This is a genomic window from Clostridium sp. JNZ X4-2 (genome assembly GCF_054889485.1).
Map to the genome: position 1 here is coordinate 1,904,215 of NZ_CM142685.1, position 20,238 is coordinate 1,924,452.

The window sequence follows — 20,238 nt, forward strand, 5'->3', positions numbered from 1 at the left end:
ATCCAGTATATGAAATCGTACTTCATATAGGGTAAAAATAATTTCATTTTCCTAATATCTACTTTTTCAAATTTATAATTTTTCTATTTTCCTTTCCGTAGTTGAAATACAAAAAACCCCATAGACCCAAATACTAAAATTAAAAGAACTGGCAGGAATAGAGATGATAGATTTTTTCCAGTGGTTGAGTATATGGTTAAATATGAAAATACCAGGGCTAGTGACAGCTTTATAGTTCCTATCATGGTTTTTAAGATTCTATATACTTTTTCTTTGTTTTGATCCGTTACTTGCATTCCTGCATTCCATATTTGCGGAAATTTTTCTACAATTGATAATCCAACAAACATAATCCATCCAACAGCCAAAAGCACAATCAAAGAACTTTTATCTGTTATTTTGTCAACCTCACCAGCAGCATTATAATGTCCGGGGATTTCAGCTGGGATTGTCTCCCACGAAACAATCAAAAAAATAACTGCTCCTGCTAGGGATAATAGACTTAAAAAGTTAACGATTATATCATATTTATTCTTTTTAATCTTCATTTACATATTCCTTCCCGGATTTTTTAAACATATTATAAATTCCCTATTTGCTTTTCCTACAAGAAATGCCTTTAGATTACTAAATAGATTATATCATTTTTATACAATATCCTGCACCTCGGGATAATTTTTTTATATAGACAATATAACCGATTGTCTTTTAGTATTTTTATAATCCTCATTTCAAATTATAAGAGGCAAGTAATCTACTCACCTCTTCATAAAATACTTATGTCAGTCACTTTTAAAATACTGCTTACAGCTTCCATTAGTTTGAAGCTAAATACATACCTGCAGCTGTATAAAGATAGTAAGAAAGTCCAATCTGCTGCTTTTCAAGCATATTTCTATGAAAATCATCATCTAAAAAAAACCTTGTCTGGACTGCAAATGACTCTGCATCAACCTTATGACCATGCTTAATTAAAAATGTAATATGATTTTTCAATACCTCTTGTATTCTTTCATCATCAGCCTTCCATCCATTCTTCAGACCATCACTTATATAGACAATAAATTTCTTTGCTTCCGTGGCCTGTTCATTCATAATATCCACGTCTTGTACCTCGGGCATACCATATCCATATTTATCTTTAATATATTCACTTTGTTCCGAGAGTGCACCTTCCCATTCTTTTTTGTTAAATCCATAAAACATTGCTGATTTATCCATAATTCCTCCTTTCTTACCAAGGACAATCGAATCATTTATAGTCTTTAATAAACAATCTAGTCTCTGCCTGCGCGCAAGGAGCAGTTTCTGCTGTTCAACTAAACACTCTAATCGATTTGGTTCATCCTTCAGTGCTTTTTTGATATCCTTGAGGGAAAAATCAAGTTCACGATAAAATAATATTTGCTGCAAACGCTGAATTTCATTCATCCCATAGAGACGATAGCCGGCATCAGTTATCTCACAGGGTTCCAGCAATCTTATTTTGTGATAATAATGAAGTGTTTTTATAGTAACACCTGTCAATTTTGCAACTTCTTTGACCGTATACAGCATAATTCTTCACCCCAAGTGTAATCATAATCCCTCCTCCAAGGTAAGAGTCAAGGTTATTTCTTAATTTTTTATTTGCACTCAATAATTACTTACTATTTTACATTTTTTCTTATTTAATTTATACTGTAGTTATTACGTTATTTACGTATTAAAAATCAGTTTGTATTATGAGCAGTCATCGTGAACTCTCCTCATTACTACATACTTTTAAACTCACGAAAATATAATCTTACCAAAACCTATCGCACCAGCCACCCATAATCCTGTCTGCAATCCACGATATAGTCAATGAACACCATCTGGTCCTTAATCTGATACAGAATCAAATACCATTTCTCAACAAACATCTTGTGATACTTGTTCAGCGGTATAAACTCGACATTTAAAAAAGGAAAACGCTCCGGCATATTGGAAAGGGAACGGATAGCTGTCATCAATTTATTTTTTGTTCTACGGGCAGTCAGGGGGCTTTTCTGTGCCAGAAACTGAACATGGCCCATCAGCATCTGACGGGCACGGTCAGAGACAATCACTTTATATTGAGGTTTATTTTCCATGTTCCACCTCGTCAATTATGCTGTCCAGGCAGCTGTCCAGTTCATCCGGCGTCACTCCGGCACGTCCGGCCAGACGGTCTTCTTCAACGGACAGCAGTTCTTCACGCAGCTTGAGCATTTTTTCCCTACGTATAAACGCCTCTATATCCATAACCACGAGATCACCCTCGCCGTTTTTGGTAAGATACACAGGCTCACCGGAGGCTTTGCACAAAGCCGCAATCTCATTATAGTTCTGCCTGATGCTTGCGGACGGTTTAATCTGCATGGTATCAACTCCTTATAGTAATATTCTAACCATATTATACTTCTTTCATGCTATGAAATCAATTGAAAATTTGCCCTTAGCCGTCATCCCAGTCAAACTGCTGTTCTTGGCATTTCCAGTGTAGTGGGCTGTACTGATGATAGCAGTCAATACTATTTTAATACCGTACTGTTCGGCAGGTACATATCCTGCTTTCAAATAATATTCTTCACTACCCAAAACCACTGAAAATTCATACCCCATCCGGACAGCAATTTTATGGCCCTGAGCAATTAACGCTTTTCCTATACCCTGGCGTTGATATTCAGGTAAAACTGAAAGTGGTGCTAATGCCAGTTCTGTTTTCCCGCTTATGTGGATTTCAGTAAACATAATATGTCCAAGAATCCTTTTATTTTCTTCTGCAACCAGAGATAGTTCTGGTACATATTCTGCACTTTTCCGTAAAGCAACAACTAAATCCTGCTCGCTGCCATCACTATGCTCTACTTCTTCAAATTAAATTGATCCATCTCAATTTCTGCAACATAACATGTTTTCTGCTTCAAATCAACGATGATCTCCCGTTTCATAGCACCATTTTGCAATATCTGCAATCAGTTTCAAAGGAAGCGGCTTATTATATGGCAGCCGCACAGTGCCTCTGCTTGTTTTATATTCTGTTAAACGGCTGCTGAAATTCTCGATGGCCTTATCGCCAGGATACAATCCGATATGATTTTTGAATGCTGCGAAATGGATGATGTTATGCTTGTTCCAGTAAGTCGGCATACTCTACGAGATACATTCCTGTGCCTCCGGCAATACGCCGCGAATGGTATCCCTAACCTGATGTAAAAACGGCTGAATACTCTCAGGCTGTGCGGCAATATATGCATCAATTGTTTTCGGCGGCTCGCCGCAAAAATGATCTTGATTCCGTTTCTTGAACTCACGTCCACATTTTGGACATTTCCACATGAAATATTCACCTAACCCTCTCCTTAGTAGTAACTTTTACGCTGTCACCCAGCTGCTTGCCTATTTTGGTTCGAATGTCCTTACGCAAGCCTATAATGCAGCACATGAATTTCATGTTTCAGTACAAACAGCCCACAGATATTTGATGGAATATAGATAATATTTGCAGGCAATTACACAAAACCTTGCAGTATTACACATGATACATCTTTATTCTTTCTGCCAATTCCCTATTTTATAAGTATACTTTTTCTGTTTATCTGAAGTTCATTTGATATCAACTAAATAATCAATTCCTCAATTGCTGGTATACTGGCCACAGCACAAATTATAGGAATTAGTACACCTGTATCAATATAAAGAAACAGTACTGGAAATATGCACATGAATACAAGGTTTTTCATTACAAGTGCCGAAATTCCCTATGAGACTGATTATCTCATAATCACCCTGATCAAATAACTTTTTCGTAAAAACTTTTGTTTTAAGCTGATAATAGCCTAGTACTGCACTGTCACAGGTCCCTATTCCGTTATAAGTCAATGCCATAATCCCACTTATATCAACTCATTACATAAAAAATCTACGTTATTTGTGGTCTGTATATGTCAATTTTGATCTTCGTTTTCTTAAAATATGCAGTAAGTACTATTAAAGACATTGTGATTTATTTGTATTTATATATTCATGTGCCCATTCAGATAGATTTTCTAAAATTGGAATAAGAGTTTTTCCGGTATAGGTAAGAGAATACTCTACTCTAGGTGGTATTTCATTGTATACAAATCTATTAACAAGTCCATTTCCTTCAAGTGACTTAAGCTGCTGTGTAAGCATTTTTTGTGTTATTTTAGGCATTTTCTTTTTTAATTCTCCAAACCTTAGAGTATTGCTGCTCAAATACCAAAGAATAATTGGCTTCCATTTTCCACCTATTATATTTAAAGTTAATTCCATAGAACATTGGTATTCTGTATTTTTATATTTTATCATTGGGAACATCTCCTTAAATAGATAGTATACAAATGGTTACTATAGCACTTGTAAGTGCGTACTTGCTATGTTTTACATTGATGTATATTATTATAACGTAAGTAATTTTCGTATACAAATTTTAAACAAAAATGAGGCGTAGATGATGAAATTAATTAAGATAAACAAAGAGAAATGTATTAAATGTGGAATTTGTACAAAAGTGTGTCCAACAAAATTTTTACATATGGACGAAAATGGCACAAGAGAGGTCGTTGAAAAAGTTTGTATCGGTTGCGGACAGTGTACTGCAGTGTGCCCTAATAGTGCAATTGATAATATGAAGACTCCTTTAAAAGATCAAGTTAAACTACAAAAATTTCCTGTAATAAATGAAGTAGCAGCGGAAAAATTTCTTAGATCACGCAGATCAATTCGCTGTTATAAAGACATACCTGTAGAAAAAGAAAAGCTTATAAAATTAGTTAATATTGCAAGACTTGCTCCTACGGCAAGTAATAGCCAGGGAATTTCATATATTATTATTAAAAATAAAGAATTGCTTAGGGAAGTAACAGACACTGTCATGGAGTGGATGGAAGAACAAGTAACTAAGTCCTCAGGATACTGGAGTTTTTCTGCTCATGTTAAAGATTATAAGGAAAATAGAAACGATGTAATACTACGGGATGCACCCAATTTGATTCTGGGAACTGCTTCTAAAGATTTAAAAAATGGCAGACAAAATACAGTTTCACAGTTTACATATATGGAGCTTTTTGCAACCTCTTTAGGACTAGGAAGCTGCTGGGCCGGACTATTTGAAATGTGTGCTTTTGCAGAATATGCATCTCTATTAAATTTGATTAATATTCCCCAAGATAAAGTAATAACGGGTGCTGTTATGGTTGGATATCCAAAATATAAATTTCAGAGATTAGTTAATAGGAATCCGCTAGAAGTTAATTTCATTGAATGATATTCTAAGGCTAAAAAATATTTAGACTTGAAAAAGCACTATCATCACCCTATTCTATTTTTTACAGTGACCATAGTGCCGATTTTTTTGGTACTTGAATGAATCCATGCCTGACTTTTCAATTTAAAATTTTACATTATTTAATTATACAAGTCTGGATTTATCTGCTTGATGCTATACTTATAATTTTTCCAGCATCTCATAGCTCAATGTACGAAATACCTGACAATAATTTTGAAATCCATCCTGCCCGATAATATAAATATTAGGCATATAGTCCAATCTCTTTTTTGAATACATAATACGTTCCAAGCCATTATCTATAGCTGTATGATTACTTAAAGCCACATCTACCTTTTTACAAATTGCTTCACTTATAAAGTAATCCAATGACTTGAGATATTGTTTCACTTCATTCTTATTCTTTGTCCATGGTGGTGTCGTTCCTCCCCATAATGCTGCCATATGCATTTTCCCTTTTTCCTTTACAGGGAAAATGTAGCTTAATCCTCCCGGAGTATGACCAGGAGTACCATAAACATATATTGTTTTATCACCTAATGTTATGGTATCACCATCTTGAATATAAACATCAATTTTGTAATCTTTCCACGTTTCCGGTCTATCAGGCTTTGTTGGATGTTCTTCCCAAAAAATATCATCCACTTTAGAAAGGTATGTATCAACATGATATTTTTCAACAAACCATTTACCACATCCTGTATGATCAACATGTCCGTGTGTCAAAACCAGCTTTTTTATTGTATCAGGATTCCAGCCAACATCTTTAATGGAATCTACTATTGCCTTAAAAGCTTCTTTTGCGGGCCAAACAGCATCCATTACTATCAACCCTTCACTTGTCTTTAATACAAAACAATTTGTTTGTTTTTGTGCAACAATTAGCAAATCGTCAAAAATCTTAGCATGTGTGAAAAATGACATATCTTCCATTTCCCTGATTGTTTCTTTCGTAAAAACTGGTTTATTTAATCTATTCATTTAATATACACTCCTCTGTACAGTAATAATTTTATAGTTGCACAGAGGATAAGCGATTTCTTGGATGCATTCGTAAAAATATCTTCACAACTTCACCTTCCCTACAAATTTATTTTTTGTCTGTATATTACCTTTAAATAATCGTTGTTTCGCATTTTTAGAATATTATGTATTAGTATTACTAAATATTTAATAATGAACTTGAAATTTCCTCAAATCTTTCATCAGTTATACCAAGTTTTTTCTTAAATTTTTCATCTTCCATTCTTGCTACAATTATTTTGTCAGGAGATATTTCCTTAATAATACTTTTTATCTTCTCAATTGATTTTTCATCATCATTATAGCCCTTAATGATAGTAATTTCAAATATAAATTTCCCTTTGTATTGTTTATTAAAGGAAACCATGTTTGAAATATATTCTGCTAATGTATATCCTTCAATAGGTCTTTGAACTTTTTGAAAGCCTTCTTCTGTTATTATTTTTATTTCTCCAATAACCTCATCACATTTATTAGCAATTTTCATATATTCATCTCTACCTAGTAAATATCCATTAGAAAGTAGTCTTACAGGCAAACCTTTGGCTTTGATAAAGTCAATAATATCACCAATTTTATCATTTACTAAAGCTTCTCCTTTTGAGTTAATAAAGACTAATTCTGCTTTTGTACTTTCTATTATGTTTCCCAGTTCAATCAATGAACTGTCTATTTTATCAAATGACCTTTTGGTATCCACCTTATTTTGCGACCTTCCAATAGGACAAAATATGCAATCAAAATTACAATACTTTTCTGGAAGTACGTTAATCTCAAGTACCCTTCTTCCATCTTCCATATAAATATCTTTATAACTGAAACCACCCATTATCTCATCCTCCTTCATGTTAAAACTAAATAGCTGCATATTTTCTTCTTATCACTTTTCTTTCATCAAAATTACATTTATTTTTGCTATTTTTAAGTTATATACAATTATTAGTCTATTGATGTTAATTTTAGACCAACGATTCCAAAAACTATAAATACAATACAAATCATACGCATTACATTAATGGGTTCTTTAAATAAAATAACGCCTAAGACTACAGTGCCAACAGTTCCTATCCCTGTCCAAATTGCATATGCATTGCCTAGTGGCAAGCTTTTTAAAGACAATGATAAAAAATAAAAGCTTGCAATCATTCCTATAACAGTTAAGATGCTAGGTAATATTTTTGTAAATCCTTGTGAGTACTTCAGCCCTATTGCCCAGCTTACTTCGAAGAAACCTGCTGTAACTAAATAAATCCATTCCACAAACTTTACCTCCCTAAATTAGCAATTAAGATTAGTATAGTAATATTTCATGGCTTACTTAAAAGAAAATAAAAAAAGCCTAAGGAAATATTACAAAAATATCTCCCAGGTTTTTATCCTTCCGTGTACACAATTAAATGTGCGTTCTCTCTCGGACCAGCCAGTTGCAAACTGCGGAACCCTAGAAAACTCAGACATATAAACTTTTTTATAATTTATAAGTTGCAACTTATAAATCTAATTTAGCATAGTAGTGGATTTAAATCAAGTCAATATTTTTTCTTTGCAAAATTTTACTACTATAAATTAATTTACAAATAGATTATATCATTTTATACAATGCTCCGTACTTTTTTAAATAGCTTTTTTGTATATTTATAGTGGATGTACAATAGATTTATTAATGCTTCCTATAGATACTATATTAATCAGAGTTGGTTTATTCTTATTATCAAGACAACATATCATAAACTCTTCTCTATCTGCATTTTCAAGAAATATTCTCCCTAGCTTTTCTACATCCCTTGATGAATTTATAACTCTCATATCAAATAATATATTCTTCTCCCTTATCATTTTTATTGAAACTATGCCTATCCTCTTGCGAGGAATAATTTTAGATTTACTTGTTTCAGATATCTCTTCATTAGTTTTATTTTTCATCTTTCAACTCCCCTTTGCTCTTATTTTTAGGCTGCTTTTGATTCAACAGTTCACCCAAATTCTTTATGAATTCCTTTGAAAATACCAAATTATCTATAGCCTATTTTATCAATTCAAGCAGTTCTTCTTCCGTTACATCCAGTGACCTTGGAATATACCTCTGCGGTGTCAATGTTGTATCTTTGTATAGGCTAAACCTTATTTCTTCTCTCTCTTTGACCTTTACAAATATTTTCTCAATACAGTAGGTATATTCTTCATCTGATATTTTTCCCCGGCTGAATATCTGACAGTATTTAGTATCCTTTATGATTTTTCTAGCCATATTACTCCCCTTCCATTAAAACCAAAAAAGGCGTTAACCACTATAAATACAGCAGTTAAGACTTTTTAAACAGAAAAATAACCATCCAATCTCTTTCTTTAATTCGAGATTGGGTGGTTATCTGTTATCTTCTATCCACTTTTTAACTTCATTATCCATGTTGTTCTTTAGCAGAAATATACTTAGTGCATATTCATTGTTGCAAACTATGCATATACTCTCCAGTTTATCTTCTCCTATAGGTTGTTCATCAACCCATTCCGGAGTTGCTCCTAAAAGTCCATTGTCTTCTGGATTCAATCCTATTTCCTTCAAATCCTAAACATTGTCTCCATCTTCGATGTATACAATTATTCCATAGTCTTTTAGTGAAAATTCATTTATTGTCTTTTCTTCTGGCTTTCCTATGTCGTTGTATACATTCTTGAAATATTCTTCAATTAAATAGGTTGCGCGTGGGCTACTGGTATCACTTATCCCTTTTACAAGGGAGGTGATACAATGAGTAATGACATCTTAATGTTACTTTTTGAAGGAGGATTATTCCTAATTTCACTGTTAACATTTATAGTTTTACTTATTAAAGAAATAAAAAAATAGTAGCCCCCGCTGCAAATGGTAGCTACTATTTTATCTAATAATTAGTGACACCAGTTGCCTAAGCAACTAGATTGTATACTACAGGATGTTAGCCGCATCCTGTTTTTATTTTCCCTCTTTGTATTTTTATTATAACACATTTTATAATTTAAAATCATATTTTTATAAAACTTTTTATTAATAGTAACTTCAAGCAAATTTCTTTAACCAGCTCATATCAACCAATTACACAAAAGCTGCGTTATTTATGGTAAGGTTCTCCCTTAATTATCTTAAATCCCCTATAGACCTGCTCCAAAAGCATTACCCTGAAAAGCTGATGTGGGAAAGTCATCTTTGAAAAACACAATTTATAATCAGACTTTTGTAAAATTTCCCTGGAAATACCAAGTGAGCCTCCAATTATAAAAGTTATGCTGCTGTTTCCAGCTAAAGCCAGCTGCTCCACTTTACTGGCAAACTCCACGGAGGAGATCATATTTCCTTTTAAGTCAAGAACTATTATATAATTTTCCTCCTTCAAATGTTTCAATATTCTCTTGCCCTCCTTTTCTTTTATCACATTTTCTTCTTTTTCAGAAGCATTTTCTGGAGTCTTTTCATCCATGACTTCAATGACATTCAGTTTACAGTATCTGGAAAGTCTTTTTGAATACTCCCCAACTGCATCTTTTAAATATTTTTCTTTCAATTTACCTACTGCAATTATTGTAATATTCATATTATCTCCATTTCCTAAATATCCAATTTAAAAATTCTAAGCCTATAGGCATTCACAGCTGTATTCTCCAGTTTTTCCATCAACTTATAATTGGCATATGCACCTACTACTGCCCCAATTTCAAGAATAAAGCTGTTCATTTTTTCCTGAATATTTTTTGTAAAATCATTTACAGCACTAGCTTTACTTTCCATGTCTTCTTTCCACTTAAATAATTCTTTTAAGGCTTTATCCTCATATAAACTCATATAATTTTCCCTTTTTATATTTTTATTTTCTATTTAGACTTTTTAATTTATTTAAAATACTTTTATACTCCACCTCAAGCATTTCTTTGTCACAATTTGGAAGTGACATTTTAGAAATAATCTCAGTAAGTTTCATCTGCAAAATTGATTTCTCAATACTATAGTTGTTATTATCATTTTTCAACTTCTGCTGTTCCTGGAATTCTTTCAGATTCCCATGGAATTCCGTTATTTGCCCATCTTTTAATAAAAGCAGTCTCTTCGCAACTGAATTTATAAATCTACTGTCATGGGACACAAATACAACTGTCCCGTCATAAACTTTAATAATATCTTCAAGAGCTTCAATTGAATATATGTCAAGATAGTTGGTAGGTTCGTCAAGAAGCAGTACATTGACATCTGAAACAAATAATTTTGCAAAGGAAACTTTTATCTTTTCTCCTCCGCTGAGTACAGAAACTTTTTTGTATACCTCATCATCAAAAAACAATAATCTTGCCAAAATTGTTCTTACAGAACTCTCGCCCTGAATGGAATTTTCCATTACATTCTCAAGTATGGTTTTATCATAATAAAGATTTTGAAAGTCTTGATAAAAATAACCTATTTTTACCCTGGGTACTTTATATATTGATTTAAAATTACTGTATATAAGATTTAGCAGCGTAGTTTTCCCCGAACCATTAGGTCCCATAACAGCTGTTTTACTTTTATTGTATATTTTAAAATTGGTATTATTCAAAATAACATTGCTTCCATAGCTAAAACATATATTGTCACCTGATATAACTATTTTATTCTTAGGAGGATCAGTAAGGGAAAAATCAAATTTTACCTCTGGAATTCTATTCAGTTTTTCTTTAACCTCCAGTTTCTCAAGACGGGTTTCTATGATTTTTGCTGCTCCTTCCACTTTTTTTCTTTTTTCACCGGACTCTCTCCTGTGAAGCCTTGCTTCTGAATTTCCCATTCTCTTTGGAGTTTTTTTCATGGATTTTGATTTACTTTCTCTTTCAGTAACAGCCTTCTCAAGCCTTGATTTTTCACTTATATATTGCTCATATTCATTTTGTACACTTTTCATTTTTATAGATTTTTGTTTTTTATAACAGGAATAGTTTCCTTCATAAAAGACAAGTTTCCCATTTTCTATTTCAATGATCCTATTACAAAGTGAATCCATAAACTCTCTGTCATGACTTATTAATACAAAAGTTTCTATTTCGCCCAGCTTTTTTCTCAAAACACTGATACCTTCATAGTCCAGATTTGAGGTGGGCTCATCCACCAGGAGCAGTTCTGTGCCCTCGCTTAATGCAGCTGCAATATTGAGTTTGGTACGCTCGCCTCCGCTGACGTTTCCAGTGTGAACTTTTTTCTCAACCCTGAATTCTTTCAATATTTTACCCTGGGCTGTTATATTTTCATCTGAAAATTGTTTCATGTATGAAATAGAACAGTACCTGTGAATACTCCCTTCATCTTGCTTCACTTCCCCAGCTAAAATATTTAAAAAAGTACTTTTACCTGCACCATTTCTCCCTACAACTCCTACCTTGTCTCCAGTTTTTATCTTTAAATTCTTAAGAGATATAATCAACCTGTCACCATAATATTTTTTTAGATCATTAGCCTCTAAAATAAGCATAAAAAAATCTCTCCTTTGCATAAAGCCGGAAAGATAAACAAAAAACAAGTACATAAATGATGCACTGCAGCTGCAGCATCATGGTATTGTTGTTTCATTTAAACTAATCCAGCAAAATAAAGACCTAACGGCCTGTAAAATTTAAATTCAATTTGATTTAAAAGCTGAATTAGTTGTTCTTCATTAATTACATACCCTGCCCTTTCATAATATTGATTATATTTTATCAGATTTATTTATAAACATCAAATTATCCATTTTGAAAATTCATCCATTTATATTATAATATTAATAAACTCAAGTTGCATTGGAGGCTTGTTATATGAAATTCAACGAATTTAAATATGAAAGACCTGATTATGATAAAATCAAAAAATCAATTGATTCTCTTGTGAATAAACTGAAAGTTTCCCACAGCTGTGAAAAACAGCTCGACTGTATAAATCGCATAAACCACATAAGAAATCACCTGCAGACTATGGGAACCCTTGCTGAAATAAGGCACAGCATAAATACAAAAGATAAATATTATGATAAAGAGAGAGCTTACTGGGATGAATATTCCCCTCTGTACGATGAACTGGATTTTACATTTTACAAAGAACTGGTTCAGTCAGAATTCAGAAAAGAACTGGAAGAAAAGCTTGGTACACAATTTTTCACTCTGGCAGAATTTTCTCTAAAGGCTTTTTCACCAAAAGTCATAGAGGAGCTGCAGTTTGAAAATAAATTATCCTCTGAATACACAAAATTACTGGCTTCTGCAAAAATTCCCTTTATGGGTGAAACCAGAAACCTATCTGGTCTGACGCCTTTTATGCAGAGCAAGGATAGAGAAATAAGGAAAAATGCTTCAGATGCCAAATACAAATTTTTTGCAGACCATGAAGATGAAATTGACAAAATATATGACGACCTTGTGAAGGTGAGAACTAAAATAGCCAAAAAATTGGGCTTTAAAAATTTTGTGGAACTTGGTTATATAAGAATGAAGAGAAGTGACTACACTCCTGAAATGGTGTCCAACTTCAGAAATCAGGTTAAAAAATACCTTGTACCTGCTGCTTCAATCCTCTATGAAAAACAGAGAAAAAGACTTGGACTTGACTCTCTCACCTATTATGATGAAAGTTTTGAATTTACCACAGGAAATGCCAAGCCAAAGGGAAGTTCTAACTGGATAGTTGAAAATGCCCGTAAGATGTACTCCGAATTATCTGATGAAACCGGAGAATTTTTCAATTTCATGCTGCAGGAAGAACTTCTGGATCTTGTTACCAAAGAGAACAAGGCTGGGGGCGGATACTGTACCTATATACCGGATTATAAGGCTCCCTTTATATTCTCAAATTTCAACGGCACTTCAGGAGATGTGGATGTTTTGACCCATGAAGCCGGTCATGCCTTTCAGACTTACCTGTCCCGATGGATTGAAGTTCCGGAATGTATATTTCCAACTTACGAGAGTTGTGAAATACATTCAATGAGCATGGAATTTTTCACCTGGCCCTGGATGGAACTTTTTTTCCACGAAGATGCGGATAAATACAGGTTTGCCCATCTTGAAAGTGCCGTAAAATTCATACCTTATGGAGTAACTGTAGATGAATTTCAACATTATGTATATGAAAATCCGGAGGCAGCTCCTGAAGATAGAAAAACTGCCTGGAGAAATATAGAGAAAAAATATCTGCCTCATAAAAATTATACCGGATGCAGCTTTCTGGAAAGAGGAGGCTGGTGGTTTCAGCAGTCCCACATATTCAATGTGCCTTTTTACTATATAGATTATACTCTGGCACAGATATGTGCCCTGCAATTCTGGGAAAAAGCAATGGGCAATAAAAAATCCGCCTGGGAAGACTATATAAAGATATGCAGAGTTGGAGGCACAAAATCCTTCTTAGGAATTGTTGAAACTGCAGACCTAAAGTCACCTTTTCAGGATGGCTGTATAAGTTCAATTATGAAACCTATAAATGAGTGGTTCAATTCCATAGATGATAAAGAGCTGTAATTTTAGAATTTCACCAGAGTAAAATCAATCTTACTCTGGTGTTTCTTAACACTTAATTGGGTTCAGTGGTATTTCAAGTATTACAAGAGCTCCCCCTGTGATTTCAGAATTTGACAATTTCACAAATCCCCCATGAAGTTTCATAAAGGACCTGGCAATAAAAAGCCCCATACCATAATGATCTATTGAGTTTCTGCTGCTGTCACCCCTGTAAAACTGCTCTCCAGCCAGCTGCAGTTCTTCCTCTGAAAATCCCCTTCCACTGTCTTCAACCGAAAACATTATACTGTTGCCGTTTCCCTCCAACTTGAAATTAATTTTCTCACCTTTTGGTGAATATTCAACTGCATTTGATATCACATTTACAAGGGCCCTGTACAGCAGCTCTTCATCTCCATGGAAAAATTCCGGCACATTTTCCCCTTTGCCGCTGACAAACTGAATATCTTTTCTATCTGCAAGAGTCTTCCCTGCGGTTTCCACTCTTTTGAAAAATATTTTCCTGTCTATTTTCACCGGGTTAAATACAATACTGTTTTCCGATTTTATCATATCCATAAGCAGTGTCAAATAGCCTTCAATTTCACTGGCGCTTTCAAGAATATACCGGTTGTATTTCATAGCCCCAGAATCACTGCAGCTCTCTTTCATAAGTTCTGCATTTCCCTTTATAATGGTAAGTGGTGTCTTTATGTCATGGGCCAGTGAAGAAATTTGATTTTTTCTTGCGTTTTCCATATTCCACTGTTTTTCCAGTGAATCCTTCAATGCCCTTTTCATCTCATCTAAAGAATTTATAACCTTATCAATTTCATAGATTCTTGAATGCCCGGGACTAAAATCAAGATTCCGCTGTTTTATCCTCTCTGTAATTTTCATCAATATACCCATCTCTTTTGAAAAATATCTTCCAAATCTTGCAGAAAGTAAAAGTACCTCCATTATAAAAATTAAGAATGCAAGAATATATAATAAATTTTCGATATCAGGAAAATATTTCCTGAGAAATAGATTTGTAAACTGCGCTCTCAGCGGATACCTGACAATACAGATTTCATTACTTCTGTAAAAAAACTTGTAATAGCGATTTCTCCCTGAAGTCACTTTATTGTTTTTAAAATCCCTCCATACCTTCTGAAATTCTCTGACTTTAAAATTTCCATAGAGAACTTCACCCTGCCTGCTGTAAACACCATACTGACAGCCTTCAGGTACCAGAGCTTCAGTTACCTTTTCCACCCTTGTAATCTCATTCCCATTTTGTTGGATTTTCTTCTCAAAATAATTGGCAGGAAACACAATATTTGCTTTAAGCATAAAATCAAATCCAAAGAAGACAAACAGAAAAAGTATAAAAGTGCTGAAAATAAAATATATAATATATTTCACAAATAAACTTCTAAAATTTTTACTGTTCTTTAAACCCATTTGTAGCCAATCCCCCAAACCGTTTCAATTGGATGACAATTTACCTTATGGAACTTTGCCCTTATGTTCTTTATATGTTCCACAACAGCAGAACTGTCACTTTCCCTGTCAAATCCAAATACGGACTCATATATCTTTTCTCTGGAAAACACCTGGCCGTGGTTTAGTGCTAAAAATTCACTGATTTCATATTCTCCCTTTGTCAAAGGCACCAGTTTGTCTTTGACATATACTTCTTTTGCAGACATTTTAAAATTAACCCTTCCTATGGCAAAACTGTTGTGCTTCTCCCTGTGCTCTCTTCTTAGATGAGCTGCTACACGGGATCTCAGCTCTCCAATCCCAAAGGGTTTTGTGATATAATCATCTCCCCCCAGTCCAAGTCCCTTTATAATATCCCCTTCAGAGGTCTTTGCCGTCAAAAATATAATAGGACAATCCACCAGATCCCGGATTTTCCTGCAGAGGGTAAATCCATCCATATCCGGCATCATTATATCCAGAAGTATCAGATCATAATCCTGACATTTTTCCACCGTAAAATTTGAAAAATTGCTGACAGCAGTAACTTCATGTCCTTCCCTGAAAAGTGCAGCTTTTATAATTTCAAGAATCCCCTCTTCATCGTCAATTGCCAGTATCTTAGCCATTTTATCACCTCATCTGCTCAGTCTTCATTTCTTCCCTCAAAATAATGAAAGAAAACCACACTTATTATAATTATAGCAATTGTCATTGCAGTGCAGGTATAAATTCCACTTTTAAAATCCCATATAATATAAGCACTATTTGTAGTATTTGCATTTAAGCCAATATAATAATCAGAAAATCTTACTCCAAAAGCACAGGGAATCCACTTCCATATCTTATCTCCAAGACCTGTGAGCATTAAAGCTGAAATCAGACTTTCCCCGATTCCAAGACCTATGGAGGCCCCGCTGCCAAATTTCAGACTGCAGAGTGCATGGAGAAAATATAAAAATACCGTGCTTGAAAAAAGCAGTAAAACAATTTTTCCACAAATTGCTGCAGAGATGAGATTATCATTATTTGAAAACTCCATTCCAGCTTCAAAAACGCCTGCTGCGATAAACAGGGAAAATAACTCCAGCAGGAAAAGCATTACTATTTTGCTGAAAAAGCTGCCCATCTTCCTCCTTGCCATTAAAAGCTGCTGAAAATTTCCCGCATCTGCCTCCTGCTCCAGTGCATTACCTGTAACTATTCCGATTATAAGTGGAAATCCTATGGACAATACTTCGAAATATCCGGATATCTTTGAAAATGTATTTACAGTAGAATTTGAATAGTAAACTATAAACGCCGCCGCTATAAAAAAAGGAACTAGAATGTGAATCCACAAAATAGAGCTCCTCTTTATTTTCTGGAAATCCCCCCTGACAAGCCTAAAGAACTGAACCATCTATTTTGCCTCCTGTCTTTCATACCACTTTGAAGTTGCAAATGCAAGCACTAAAAACAAAATCAGTGAAATTGCAATCCCGGGCAAAATAACACCCTTTGAAAGAAGCTCCGGCCTGAAAGTCTGATTTCCCGGGACAGCCGGCAGGCCATTTGGAAGAATTTTTAAAATGGGGCACATGAGCCTGGCGGGAATAGCATAGGGTATCATCCAGAGCAAACCTTTTACCGAACACAATATTCCAAGAACCATATAAGCTGCCATATTTATGATAATTGTGAGGAACATTCCTATTTTGCTTCCAAGGAAAAGGCAAAGGGGAATCTGCCACAAAAAAGTGAGTACAAGCACTGAAACTCCTTCAAACTGGTTTAAAAGAGGCAATTTGAAAATGCCTACACCTAAAAGGTTCCCAATGACTACAGCACCGGCCAGAATAACAGCTGAAGCTTCCACCACAAGAAGTATGCACAAAAGTATCTTGGACATCCATACTTTTTTAACATCCACCGGCAGTGACATCACTGCCATATTTTTCATTCTGCCGTCCTGTTTTGCCACAAGGGTACACACTACGGATATCATTCCCGGAAGTATCATTACATACCACCAGTTATAGATATTCTGATGGAAATAGGCTGCAGAGAGGAAAAGTACCACTACTATGGTAAAAACAGGTGCCAGAAAAACAAGTTTTGTTGAAAAGCTGTGTTTTGCCTTCAAAGCCTCGGACTTGAAATATGCTGCCATGTTATTCGCCCTCCCTTCTGTACTTTCCTGCAACTTCCACAAAAAGTTTTTCCAGATCCTCTCCTGCTTTCATGTGTCCCTGATAGCCCAAAACTCCGCCTGAAATAATTCCTATTTCCTGGGCCACCTGTTCTACTTCACTCAATATATGACTTGACAATATAACTGTTATACCCTGCTTTGGAAATGATTTTACAAGCTCTCTAAACTGCTGTATTCCAAAAGGATCAAGTCCGTTTGTAGGCTCGTCCAGAATTAAAAGCTTGGGATGGTTTATAAGGGCCAGAGCTATCCCAAGACGCTGCTTCATACCCATGGAAAACTGATGTGTCCTCTTTTTCCCTGTATTTTTAAGATCAACTATGCCCAGCACTTCGTCAATTCTGTTCTCCGCCAACCCCAAAACCGTGGTTCTCACCTTAAGATTTTCCCTGGCAGTAAGGTTTCCATAAAGAGGCGGGGATTCAATAAGGGCCCCTATATCCTTCAAAGCACTCCTGCTCCAGGGCTCATTTTCAAATAAAATTCTCCCCCTTGTGGGACGAAGCATACCTGTCAGCATTTTCAGTGTGGTGGATTTTCCCGCCCCATTGGGTCCCAGAAGTCCATAGATGGAATTTTTCTTTATCTTGAGGGATATGTTCTTCACCGCATATTCTCCTTTGAAGGCCTTACAAAGATCACTGGTTTCCAAAATCAAATTATCCATTTCAATCATCCTTTCCTGTATAAAGATGATAGCAGATAATTATAAGGATTTTATAAGGAACGTAAAAAACTTTTCTTATTTGATGCTGAGCTTCTGCTCATTCTTTTTTAACTTGACATGGTGAAAGTAGAGGCATATAATAGGTTAGTATTCTTAAAATTAGAATTCTAACTATATGGAAGGTGATATATATGACATACGAAGAACTAGGAGAGCTGCATGATCTGTTATTTAAAACCGTAGGACTGTTTCATGAAAAATTTCTCCGCCAATTTCCAAAAGAAAATCGTCAATACCATGGAATTAAAAAAAATCACATTATGATCATAGGTTTCCTTTATCAGAATGAGATTCTTACTGCAACCCAAATTTCAAAGATGCTTAATATGGAAAAAGGCAGCTTAACCACCTTGATTGATCAATTAGAGGGGTTTGGTCTGGTTGTTCGCTGCGAAGATGCTAATGACCGCCGGAAGACCCTAATATCCCTTACAGCTGCCGGAAAATCAGAAATGGAAAATATAACGAGAAACTCCATTGAATGTATAAGCAAAATTTTAGGTAATGCACAATCTGATGAACTAATGAAATTTGTGGATAGTCTTAAATATGTTGTGGAATTCATGAAAAAAATTAAGAAGGTGAATTAAAAAATGGATAGTACAACGGAACTTAGAGATGGAAAAATTAGTAGTCTGCTGTGGAAGTTTTCCTGGCCAGCTGTTATAGCCATGCTGGTAAACTCCATATACAATATTATTGACCGTATATTTGTAGGCCGTGGAGTGGGTTCAATTGCTATTGCAGCTATAACCGTGGCCTTTCCAATTATGCTTATTCTCATGGCGGTGTCTGTGCTAATTGGTGTTGGTGCTACATCACTGATATCCATTCGCCTGGGAGAAAAGAAGCCAGAAGAGGCTGAAAAAATAGCCGGAAATGCCACATTGTTGTTGATATTACTGCCAATATGCATAAGTATCATTTATTTTCTTTTCAGCGATCCTATTCTTACTTTTTTTGGAGCAAGTGCTGAGGTTCTGCCTTATGCCAAAGATTTTACTCACATTATAATGCTGGCATCAGCCTTGGGTTCTATAAGTATGGGAATGGTAAATTTTATCAGAGCTGAAGGTAATCCTAAAATGGCCATGTTTACCCAGATAATAGGAACTGTGATTAATATAATCTTAAATTATGTTTTTGTAATAAGATTAGGCATTGGAATTAAAGGATCCGCACTGGCCACAATCTGTGGTCAGATATTTTCATCCATTTGGGTTTTAAGTTATTTCCTTTGGGGACCTAGTCTGCTTAAAATACGACTAAAAAATCTCAGATTACAGAAAAATATAGTCATTAGTATTGCATCTATCGGCTTTGCCCCTTTTTCCATGCAATTGGCCAACAGTCTGCAAAATACCATTTTAAATAAAGCGCTTATGACCTATGGTGGAGATATGGCACTATCGGCCATGGGTATTGTGGGAAGTATATCTACTTTAATGTTTATGCCTATTCTTGGCGTTAGTCAAGGTGCCCAGCCCATTATCGGATTTAACTATGGTGCCCGACAATTCAATAGAGTGAAAGAAGCTTTAAGAAAAGCAGCTATTGTTGGTACGGTCATAGCGGTAGTCAGCACTGCAGTGGTGCATTTATGGCCCACTCAAATTGCTAACATGTTTATCAGCAATGATATAAAACTAACCCGGCTCACCGCTCACGCACTGTCAGTCTTTTTTTTGATGTTTCCTGTAGCTGGTTTTCAAATTGTGTGTTCCCAATACTTTCAGGCAGTGAACAAACCAATTCAATCCACAATTTTGGGATTATCCAGGCAGTTGTTTTTATTGATTCCCCTATTGCTGATATTGCCACACTTTTGGGGTATTGAAGGTGTATGGAGGACTCCACCTATAGCTGATATCCTGTCTGCTTTGATAACCGCAGGCTTTGTCTTCTTGGAAATGAAACACATTAATTCACGAAGTTCTTGTGTCCCAAATGGATCAAGTCCATTAGCAGACTCATCTAAAATGAACAGCTGAAATTTAACTATAGTGAAAGATTTAATATAAGACAAGTCTCTTCACCCACATAGAC

Annotated in this window: 25 protein-coding genes, 2 pseudogenes and 1 riboswitch; of the genes and pseudogenes, 5 read left to right on the forward strand and 22 right to left on the reverse strand. The window is 34.9% G+C overall.

The features are described from left to right. Positions 1-83: 83 nt before the first annotated feature. The 8 genes and pseudogenes from ACYUJ6_RS09195 to ACYUJ6_RS09230 all read right to left on the reverse strand — a co-directional run bounded on the left by ACYUJ6_RS09195 (position 84) and on the right by ACYUJ6_RS09230 (position 4,335). Positions 84-548: a DUF1648 domain-containing protein gene (locus ACYUJ6_RS09195; protein ID WP_461842498.1), complete on the reverse strand. Its 465-nt coding sequence runs from the start codon at positions 546-548 to the stop codon at positions 84-86. Positions 549-816: 268 nt separating this feature from the next. Then, complete coding sequence (locus ACYUJ6_RS09200; protein WP_461842499.1) at positions 817-1,557, reverse strand: MerR family transcriptional regulator; 741 nt, start codon at positions 1,555-1,557, stop codon at positions 817-819. Between the two features lie 239 nt (positions 1,558-1,796). Then, positions 1,797-2,114, reverse strand: coding sequence for a type II toxin-antitoxin system RelE/ParE family toxin (locus tag ACYUJ6_RS09205; RefSeq protein ID WP_461842500.1), 318 nt, complete (start codon positions 2,112-2,114; stop codon positions 1,797-1,799). Then, complete coding sequence (locus tag ACYUJ6_RS09210; RefSeq protein WP_461842501.1) at positions 2,104-2,382, reverse strand: type II toxin-antitoxin system Phd/YefM family antitoxin; 279 nt, start codon at positions 2,380-2,382, stop codon at positions 2,104-2,106. Before ACYUJ6_RS09210 ends, ACYUJ6_RS09205 begins: the two co-directional genes overlap by 11 nt. A gap of 45 nt (positions 2,383-2,427) precedes the next feature. Beyond that, positions 2,428-2,817, reverse strand: a pseudogene (locus ACYUJ6_RS09215) (GNAT family N-acetyltransferase); the annotation flags it as partial. A 114-nt stretch (positions 2,818-2,931) separates the two neighbouring features. Next, positions 2,932-3,342: pseudogene (locus ACYUJ6_RS09220) on the reverse strand (iron chaperone). A 351-nt stretch (positions 3,343-3,693) separates the two neighbouring features. Further along, positions 3,694-3,891 (reverse strand): PCC domain-containing protein, encoded by a 198-nt coding sequence (locus tag ACYUJ6_RS09225; RefSeq protein ID WP_461842502.1) that lies wholly within the window; start codon positions 3,889-3,891, stop codon positions 3,694-3,696. A gap of 102 nt (positions 3,892-3,993) precedes the next feature. Then, complete coding sequence (locus ACYUJ6_RS09230) at positions 3,994-4,335, reverse strand: winged helix-turn-helix transcriptional regulator (protein WP_461842503.1); 342 nt, start codon at positions 4,333-4,335, stop codon at positions 3,994-3,996. Positions 4,336-4,480: 145 nt separating this feature from the next. Between ACYUJ6_RS09230 and ACYUJ6_RS09235 the strand changes: the two genes are divergently transcribed. Beyond that, positions 4,481-5,293 carry a nitroreductase family protein gene (locus ACYUJ6_RS09235; protein ID WP_461845478.1) on the forward strand — a complete coding sequence of 271 codons (813 nt, stop codon included), beginning with the start codon at positions 4,481-4,483 and terminating at the stop codon, positions 5,291-5,293. A 180-nt stretch (positions 5,294-5,473) separates the two neighbouring features. Here the strand turns inward: ACYUJ6_RS09235 and ACYUJ6_RS09240 are convergent, their stop codons facing one another. From ACYUJ6_RS09240 to ACYUJ6_RS09265, 6 genes are all read right to left on the reverse strand, one after another. After that, complete coding sequence (locus tag ACYUJ6_RS09240) at positions 5,474-6,295, reverse strand: MBL fold metallo-hydrolase (RefSeq protein ID WP_461842504.1); 822 nt, start codon at positions 6,293-6,295, stop codon at positions 5,474-5,476. A 181-nt stretch (positions 6,296-6,476) separates the two neighbouring features. Beyond that, positions 6,477-7,166: a radical SAM protein gene (locus ACYUJ6_RS09245; RefSeq protein WP_461842505.1), complete on the reverse strand. Its 690-nt coding sequence runs from the start codon at positions 7,164-7,166 to the stop codon at positions 6,477-6,479. Positions 7,167-7,276: 110 nt separating this feature from the next. Continuing rightward, on the reverse strand, positions 7,277-7,597 hold the full coding sequence (locus ACYUJ6_RS09250) for a DMT family transporter (RefSeq protein WP_461842506.1): 321 nt from the start codon (positions 7,595-7,597) through the stop codon (positions 7,277-7,279). Between the two features lie 100 nt (positions 7,598-7,697). Next, positions 7,698-7,793: riboswitch (guanidine-I (ykkC/yxkD leader) on the reverse strand. Between the two features lie 179 nt (positions 7,794-7,972). Then, positions 7,973-8,260: a JAB domain-containing protein gene (locus tag ACYUJ6_RS09255; RefSeq protein ID WP_461842507.1), complete on the reverse strand. Its 288-nt coding sequence runs from the start codon at positions 8,258-8,260 to the stop codon at positions 7,973-7,975. Between the two features lie 100 nt (positions 8,261-8,360). Next, positions 8,361-8,585, reverse strand: a complete 225-nt coding sequence (locus ACYUJ6_RS09260) for a hypothetical protein (protein ID WP_461842508.1) — start codon at positions 8,583-8,585, stop codon at positions 8,361-8,363. Positions 8,586-8,702: 117 nt separating this feature from the next. Then, complete coding sequence (locus ACYUJ6_RS09265) at positions 8,703-8,900, reverse strand: hypothetical protein (protein WP_461842509.1); 198 nt, start codon at positions 8,898-8,900, stop codon at positions 8,703-8,705. Positions 8,901-9,104: 204 nt separating this feature from the next. Here ACYUJ6_RS09265 and ACYUJ6_RS09270 point away from each other — a divergent pair, with 204 nt between their 5' ends. Further along, on the forward strand, positions 9,105-9,185 hold the full coding sequence (locus tag ACYUJ6_RS09270) for a putative holin-like toxin (RefSeq protein WP_254904849.1): 81 nt from the start codon (positions 9,105-9,107) through the stop codon (positions 9,183-9,185). 241 nt (positions 9,186-9,426) lie between these two features. Here ACYUJ6_RS09270 and rlmH read toward each other — a convergent pair whose 3' ends face one another. From rlmH to abc-f, 3 genes are read right to left on the reverse strand one after another with little or no spacing between them, the layout of a single operon-like run. Beyond that, positions 9,427-9,906 carry a 23S rRNA (pseudouridine(1915)-N(3))-methyltransferase RlmH gene (gene rlmH, locus ACYUJ6_RS09275; RefSeq protein WP_461842510.1) on the reverse strand — a complete coding sequence of 160 codons (480 nt, stop codon included), beginning with the start codon at positions 9,904-9,906 and terminating at the stop codon, positions 9,427-9,429. 14 nt (positions 9,907-9,920) lie between these two features. Continuing rightward, positions 9,921-10,154 carry an EcsC family protein gene (locus ACYUJ6_RS09280; protein ID WP_461842511.1) on the reverse strand — a complete coding sequence of 78 codons (234 nt, stop codon included), beginning with the start codon at positions 10,152-10,154 and terminating at the stop codon, positions 9,921-9,923. A gap of 22 nt (positions 10,155-10,176) precedes the next feature. Then, positions 10,177-11,805: a ribosomal protection-like ABC-F family protein gene (abc-f, locus tag ACYUJ6_RS09285; RefSeq protein WP_461842512.1), complete on the reverse strand. Its 1,629-nt coding sequence runs from the start codon at positions 11,803-11,805 to the stop codon at positions 10,177-10,179. 322 nt (positions 11,806-12,127) lie between these two features. On the opposite strand from abc-f, the gene ACYUJ6_RS09290 reads away from it, so the two are divergent. Further along, positions 12,128-13,822, forward strand: a complete 1,695-nt coding sequence (locus ACYUJ6_RS09290; protein WP_461842513.1) for a M3 family oligoendopeptidase — start codon at positions 12,128-12,130, stop codon at positions 13,820-13,822. Positions 13,823-13,867: 45 nt separating this feature from the next. Here the strand turns inward: ACYUJ6_RS09290 and ACYUJ6_RS09295 are convergent, their stop codons facing one another. From ACYUJ6_RS09295 to ACYUJ6_RS09315, 5 genes are all read right to left on the reverse strand, one after another. Next, positions 13,868-15,139, reverse strand: a complete 1,272-nt coding sequence (locus ACYUJ6_RS09295) for a HAMP domain-containing sensor histidine kinase (RefSeq protein WP_461842514.1) — start codon at positions 15,137-15,139, stop codon at positions 13,868-13,870. Between the two features lie 101 nt (positions 15,140-15,240). Beyond that, positions 15,241-15,900: a response regulator transcription factor gene (locus tag ACYUJ6_RS09300; RefSeq protein ID WP_461842515.1), complete on the reverse strand. Its 660-nt coding sequence runs from the start codon at positions 15,898-15,900 to the stop codon at positions 15,241-15,243. 17 nt (positions 15,901-15,917) lie between these two features. Next, the gene (locus tag ACYUJ6_RS09305) at positions 15,918-16,673 is read right to left on the reverse strand and encodes a lantibiotic immunity ABC transporter MutG family permease subunit (RefSeq protein ID WP_461842516.1); all 756 of its coding nucleotides are present in this window, start codon (positions 16,671-16,673) and stop codon (positions 15,918-15,920) included. Further along, a complete protein-coding gene (locus tag ACYUJ6_RS09310; protein WP_461842517.1) occupies positions 16,674-17,423 on the reverse strand; it encodes a lantibiotic immunity ABC transporter MutE/EpiE family permease subunit in 750 nt (249 codons plus the stop codon). Between the two features lies 1 nt (position 17,424). Further along, positions 17,425-18,132 carry a lantibiotic protection ABC transporter ATP-binding protein gene (locus ACYUJ6_RS09315; RefSeq protein ID WP_461842518.1) on the reverse strand — a complete coding sequence of 236 codons (708 nt, stop codon included), beginning with the start codon at positions 18,130-18,132 and terminating at the stop codon, positions 17,425-17,427. Positions 18,133-18,323: 191 nt separating this feature from the next. Here ACYUJ6_RS09315 and ACYUJ6_RS09320 point away from each other — a divergent pair, with 191 nt between their 5' ends. Both ACYUJ6_RS09320 and ACYUJ6_RS09325 read left to right on the forward strand, forming a co-directional pair. After that, the gene (locus ACYUJ6_RS09320) at positions 18,324-18,782 is read left to right on the forward strand and encodes a MarR family winged helix-turn-helix transcriptional regulator (RefSeq protein WP_461842519.1); all 459 of its coding nucleotides are present in this window, start codon (positions 18,324-18,326) and stop codon (positions 18,780-18,782) included. Positions 18,783-18,785: 3 nt separating this feature from the next. Beyond that, positions 18,786-20,183, forward strand: coding sequence for an MATE family efflux transporter (locus tag ACYUJ6_RS09325; protein ID WP_461842520.1), 1,398 nt, complete (start codon positions 18,786-18,788; stop codon positions 20,181-20,183). The last annotated feature ends 55 nt before the right edge of the window (positions 20,184-20,238 follow it).

What these genes read in the sequence shown, in the direction of transcription:
- ACYUJ6_RS09320 (WP_461842519.1), top strand. Translation starts at nt 18,324, where the DNA reads ATGACATACGAAGAACTAGGAGAGCTGCATGATCTGTTATTTAAAACC.
- ACYUJ6_RS09225 (WP_461842502.1), bottom strand. Translation starts at nt 3,891, where the DNA reads ATGGCATTGACTTATAACGGAATAGGGACCTGTGACAGTGCAGTACTA.
- abc-f (WP_461842512.1), bottom strand. Translation starts at nt 11,805, where the DNA reads ATGCTTATTTTAGAGGCTAATGATCTAAAAAAATATTATGGTGACAGG.
- ACYUJ6_RS09195 (WP_461842498.1), bottom strand. Translation starts at nt 548, where the DNA reads ATGAAGATTAAAAAGAATAAATATGATATAATCGTTAACTTTTTAAGT.
- rlmH (WP_461842510.1), bottom strand. Translation starts at nt 9,906, where the DNA reads ATGAATATTACAATAATTGCAGTAGGTAAATTGAAAGAAAAATATTTA.
- ACYUJ6_RS09290 (WP_461842513.1), top strand. Translation starts at nt 12,128, where the DNA reads ATGAAATTCAACGAATTTAAATATGAAAGACCTGATTATGATAAAATC.
- ACYUJ6_RS09255 (WP_461842507.1), bottom strand. Translation starts at nt 8,260, where the DNA reads ATGAAAAATAAAACTAATGAAGAGATATCTGAAACAAGTAAATCTAAA.
- ACYUJ6_RS09200 (WP_461842499.1), bottom strand. Translation starts at nt 1,557, where the DNA reads ATGCTGTATACGGTCAAAGAAGTTGCAAAATTGACAGGTGTTACTATA.
- ACYUJ6_RS09295 (WP_461842514.1), bottom strand. Translation starts at nt 15,139, where the DNA reads ATGCTTAAAGCAAATATTGTGTTTCCTGCCAATTATTTTGAGAAGAAA.
- ACYUJ6_RS09310 (WP_461842517.1), bottom strand. Translation starts at nt 17,423, where the DNA reads ATGGCAGCATATTTCAAGTCCGAGGCTTTGAAGGCAAAACACAGCTTT.
- ACYUJ6_RS09270 (WP_254904849.1), top strand. Translation starts at nt 9,105, where the DNA reads ATGTTACTTTTTGAAGGAGGATTATTCCTAATTTCACTGTTAACATTT.
- ACYUJ6_RS09305 (WP_461842516.1), bottom strand. Translation starts at nt 16,673, where the DNA reads ATGGTTCAGTTCTTTAGGCTTGTCAGGGGGGATTTCCAGAAAATAAAG.
- ACYUJ6_RS09300 (WP_461842515.1), bottom strand. Translation starts at nt 15,900, where the DNA reads ATGGCTAAGATACTGGCAATTGACGATGAAGAGGGGATTCTTGAAATT.
- ACYUJ6_RS09315 (WP_461842518.1), bottom strand. Translation starts at nt 18,132, where the DNA reads ATGGATAATTTGATTTTGGAAACCAGTGATCTTTGTAAGGCCTTCAAA.
- ACYUJ6_RS09245 (WP_461842505.1), bottom strand. Translation starts at nt 7,166, where the DNA reads ATGGGTGGTTTCAGTTATAAAGATATTTATATGGAAGATGGAAGAAGG.
- ACYUJ6_RS09230 (WP_461842503.1), bottom strand. Translation starts at nt 4,335, where the DNA reads ATGATAAAATATAAAAATACAGAATACCAATGTTCTATGGAATTAACT.
- ACYUJ6_RS09210 (WP_461842501.1), bottom strand. Translation starts at nt 2,382, where the DNA reads ATGCAGATTAAACCGTCCGCAAGCATCAGGCAGAACTATAATGAGATT.
- ACYUJ6_RS09325 (WP_461842520.1), top strand. Translation starts at nt 18,786, where the DNA reads ATGGATAGTACAACGGAACTTAGAGATGGAAAAATTAGTAGTCTGCTG.
- ACYUJ6_RS09235 (WP_461845478.1), top strand. Translation starts at nt 4,481, where the DNA reads ATGAAATTAATTAAGATAAACAAAGAGAAATGTATTAAATGTGGAATT.
- ACYUJ6_RS09260 (WP_461842508.1), bottom strand. Translation starts at nt 8,585, where the DNA reads ATGGCTAGAAAAATCATAAAGGATACTAAATACTGTCAGATATTCAGC.
- ACYUJ6_RS09205 (WP_461842500.1), bottom strand. Translation starts at nt 2,114, where the DNA reads ATGGAAAATAAACCTCAATATAAAGTGATTGTCTCTGACCGTGCCCGT.
- ACYUJ6_RS09240 (WP_461842504.1), bottom strand. Translation starts at nt 6,295, where the DNA reads ATGAATAGATTAAATAAACCAGTTTTTACGAAAGAAACAATCAGGGAA.
- ACYUJ6_RS09280 (WP_461842511.1), bottom strand. Translation starts at nt 10,154, where the DNA reads ATGAGTTTATATGAGGATAAAGCCTTAAAAGAATTATTTAAGTGGAAA.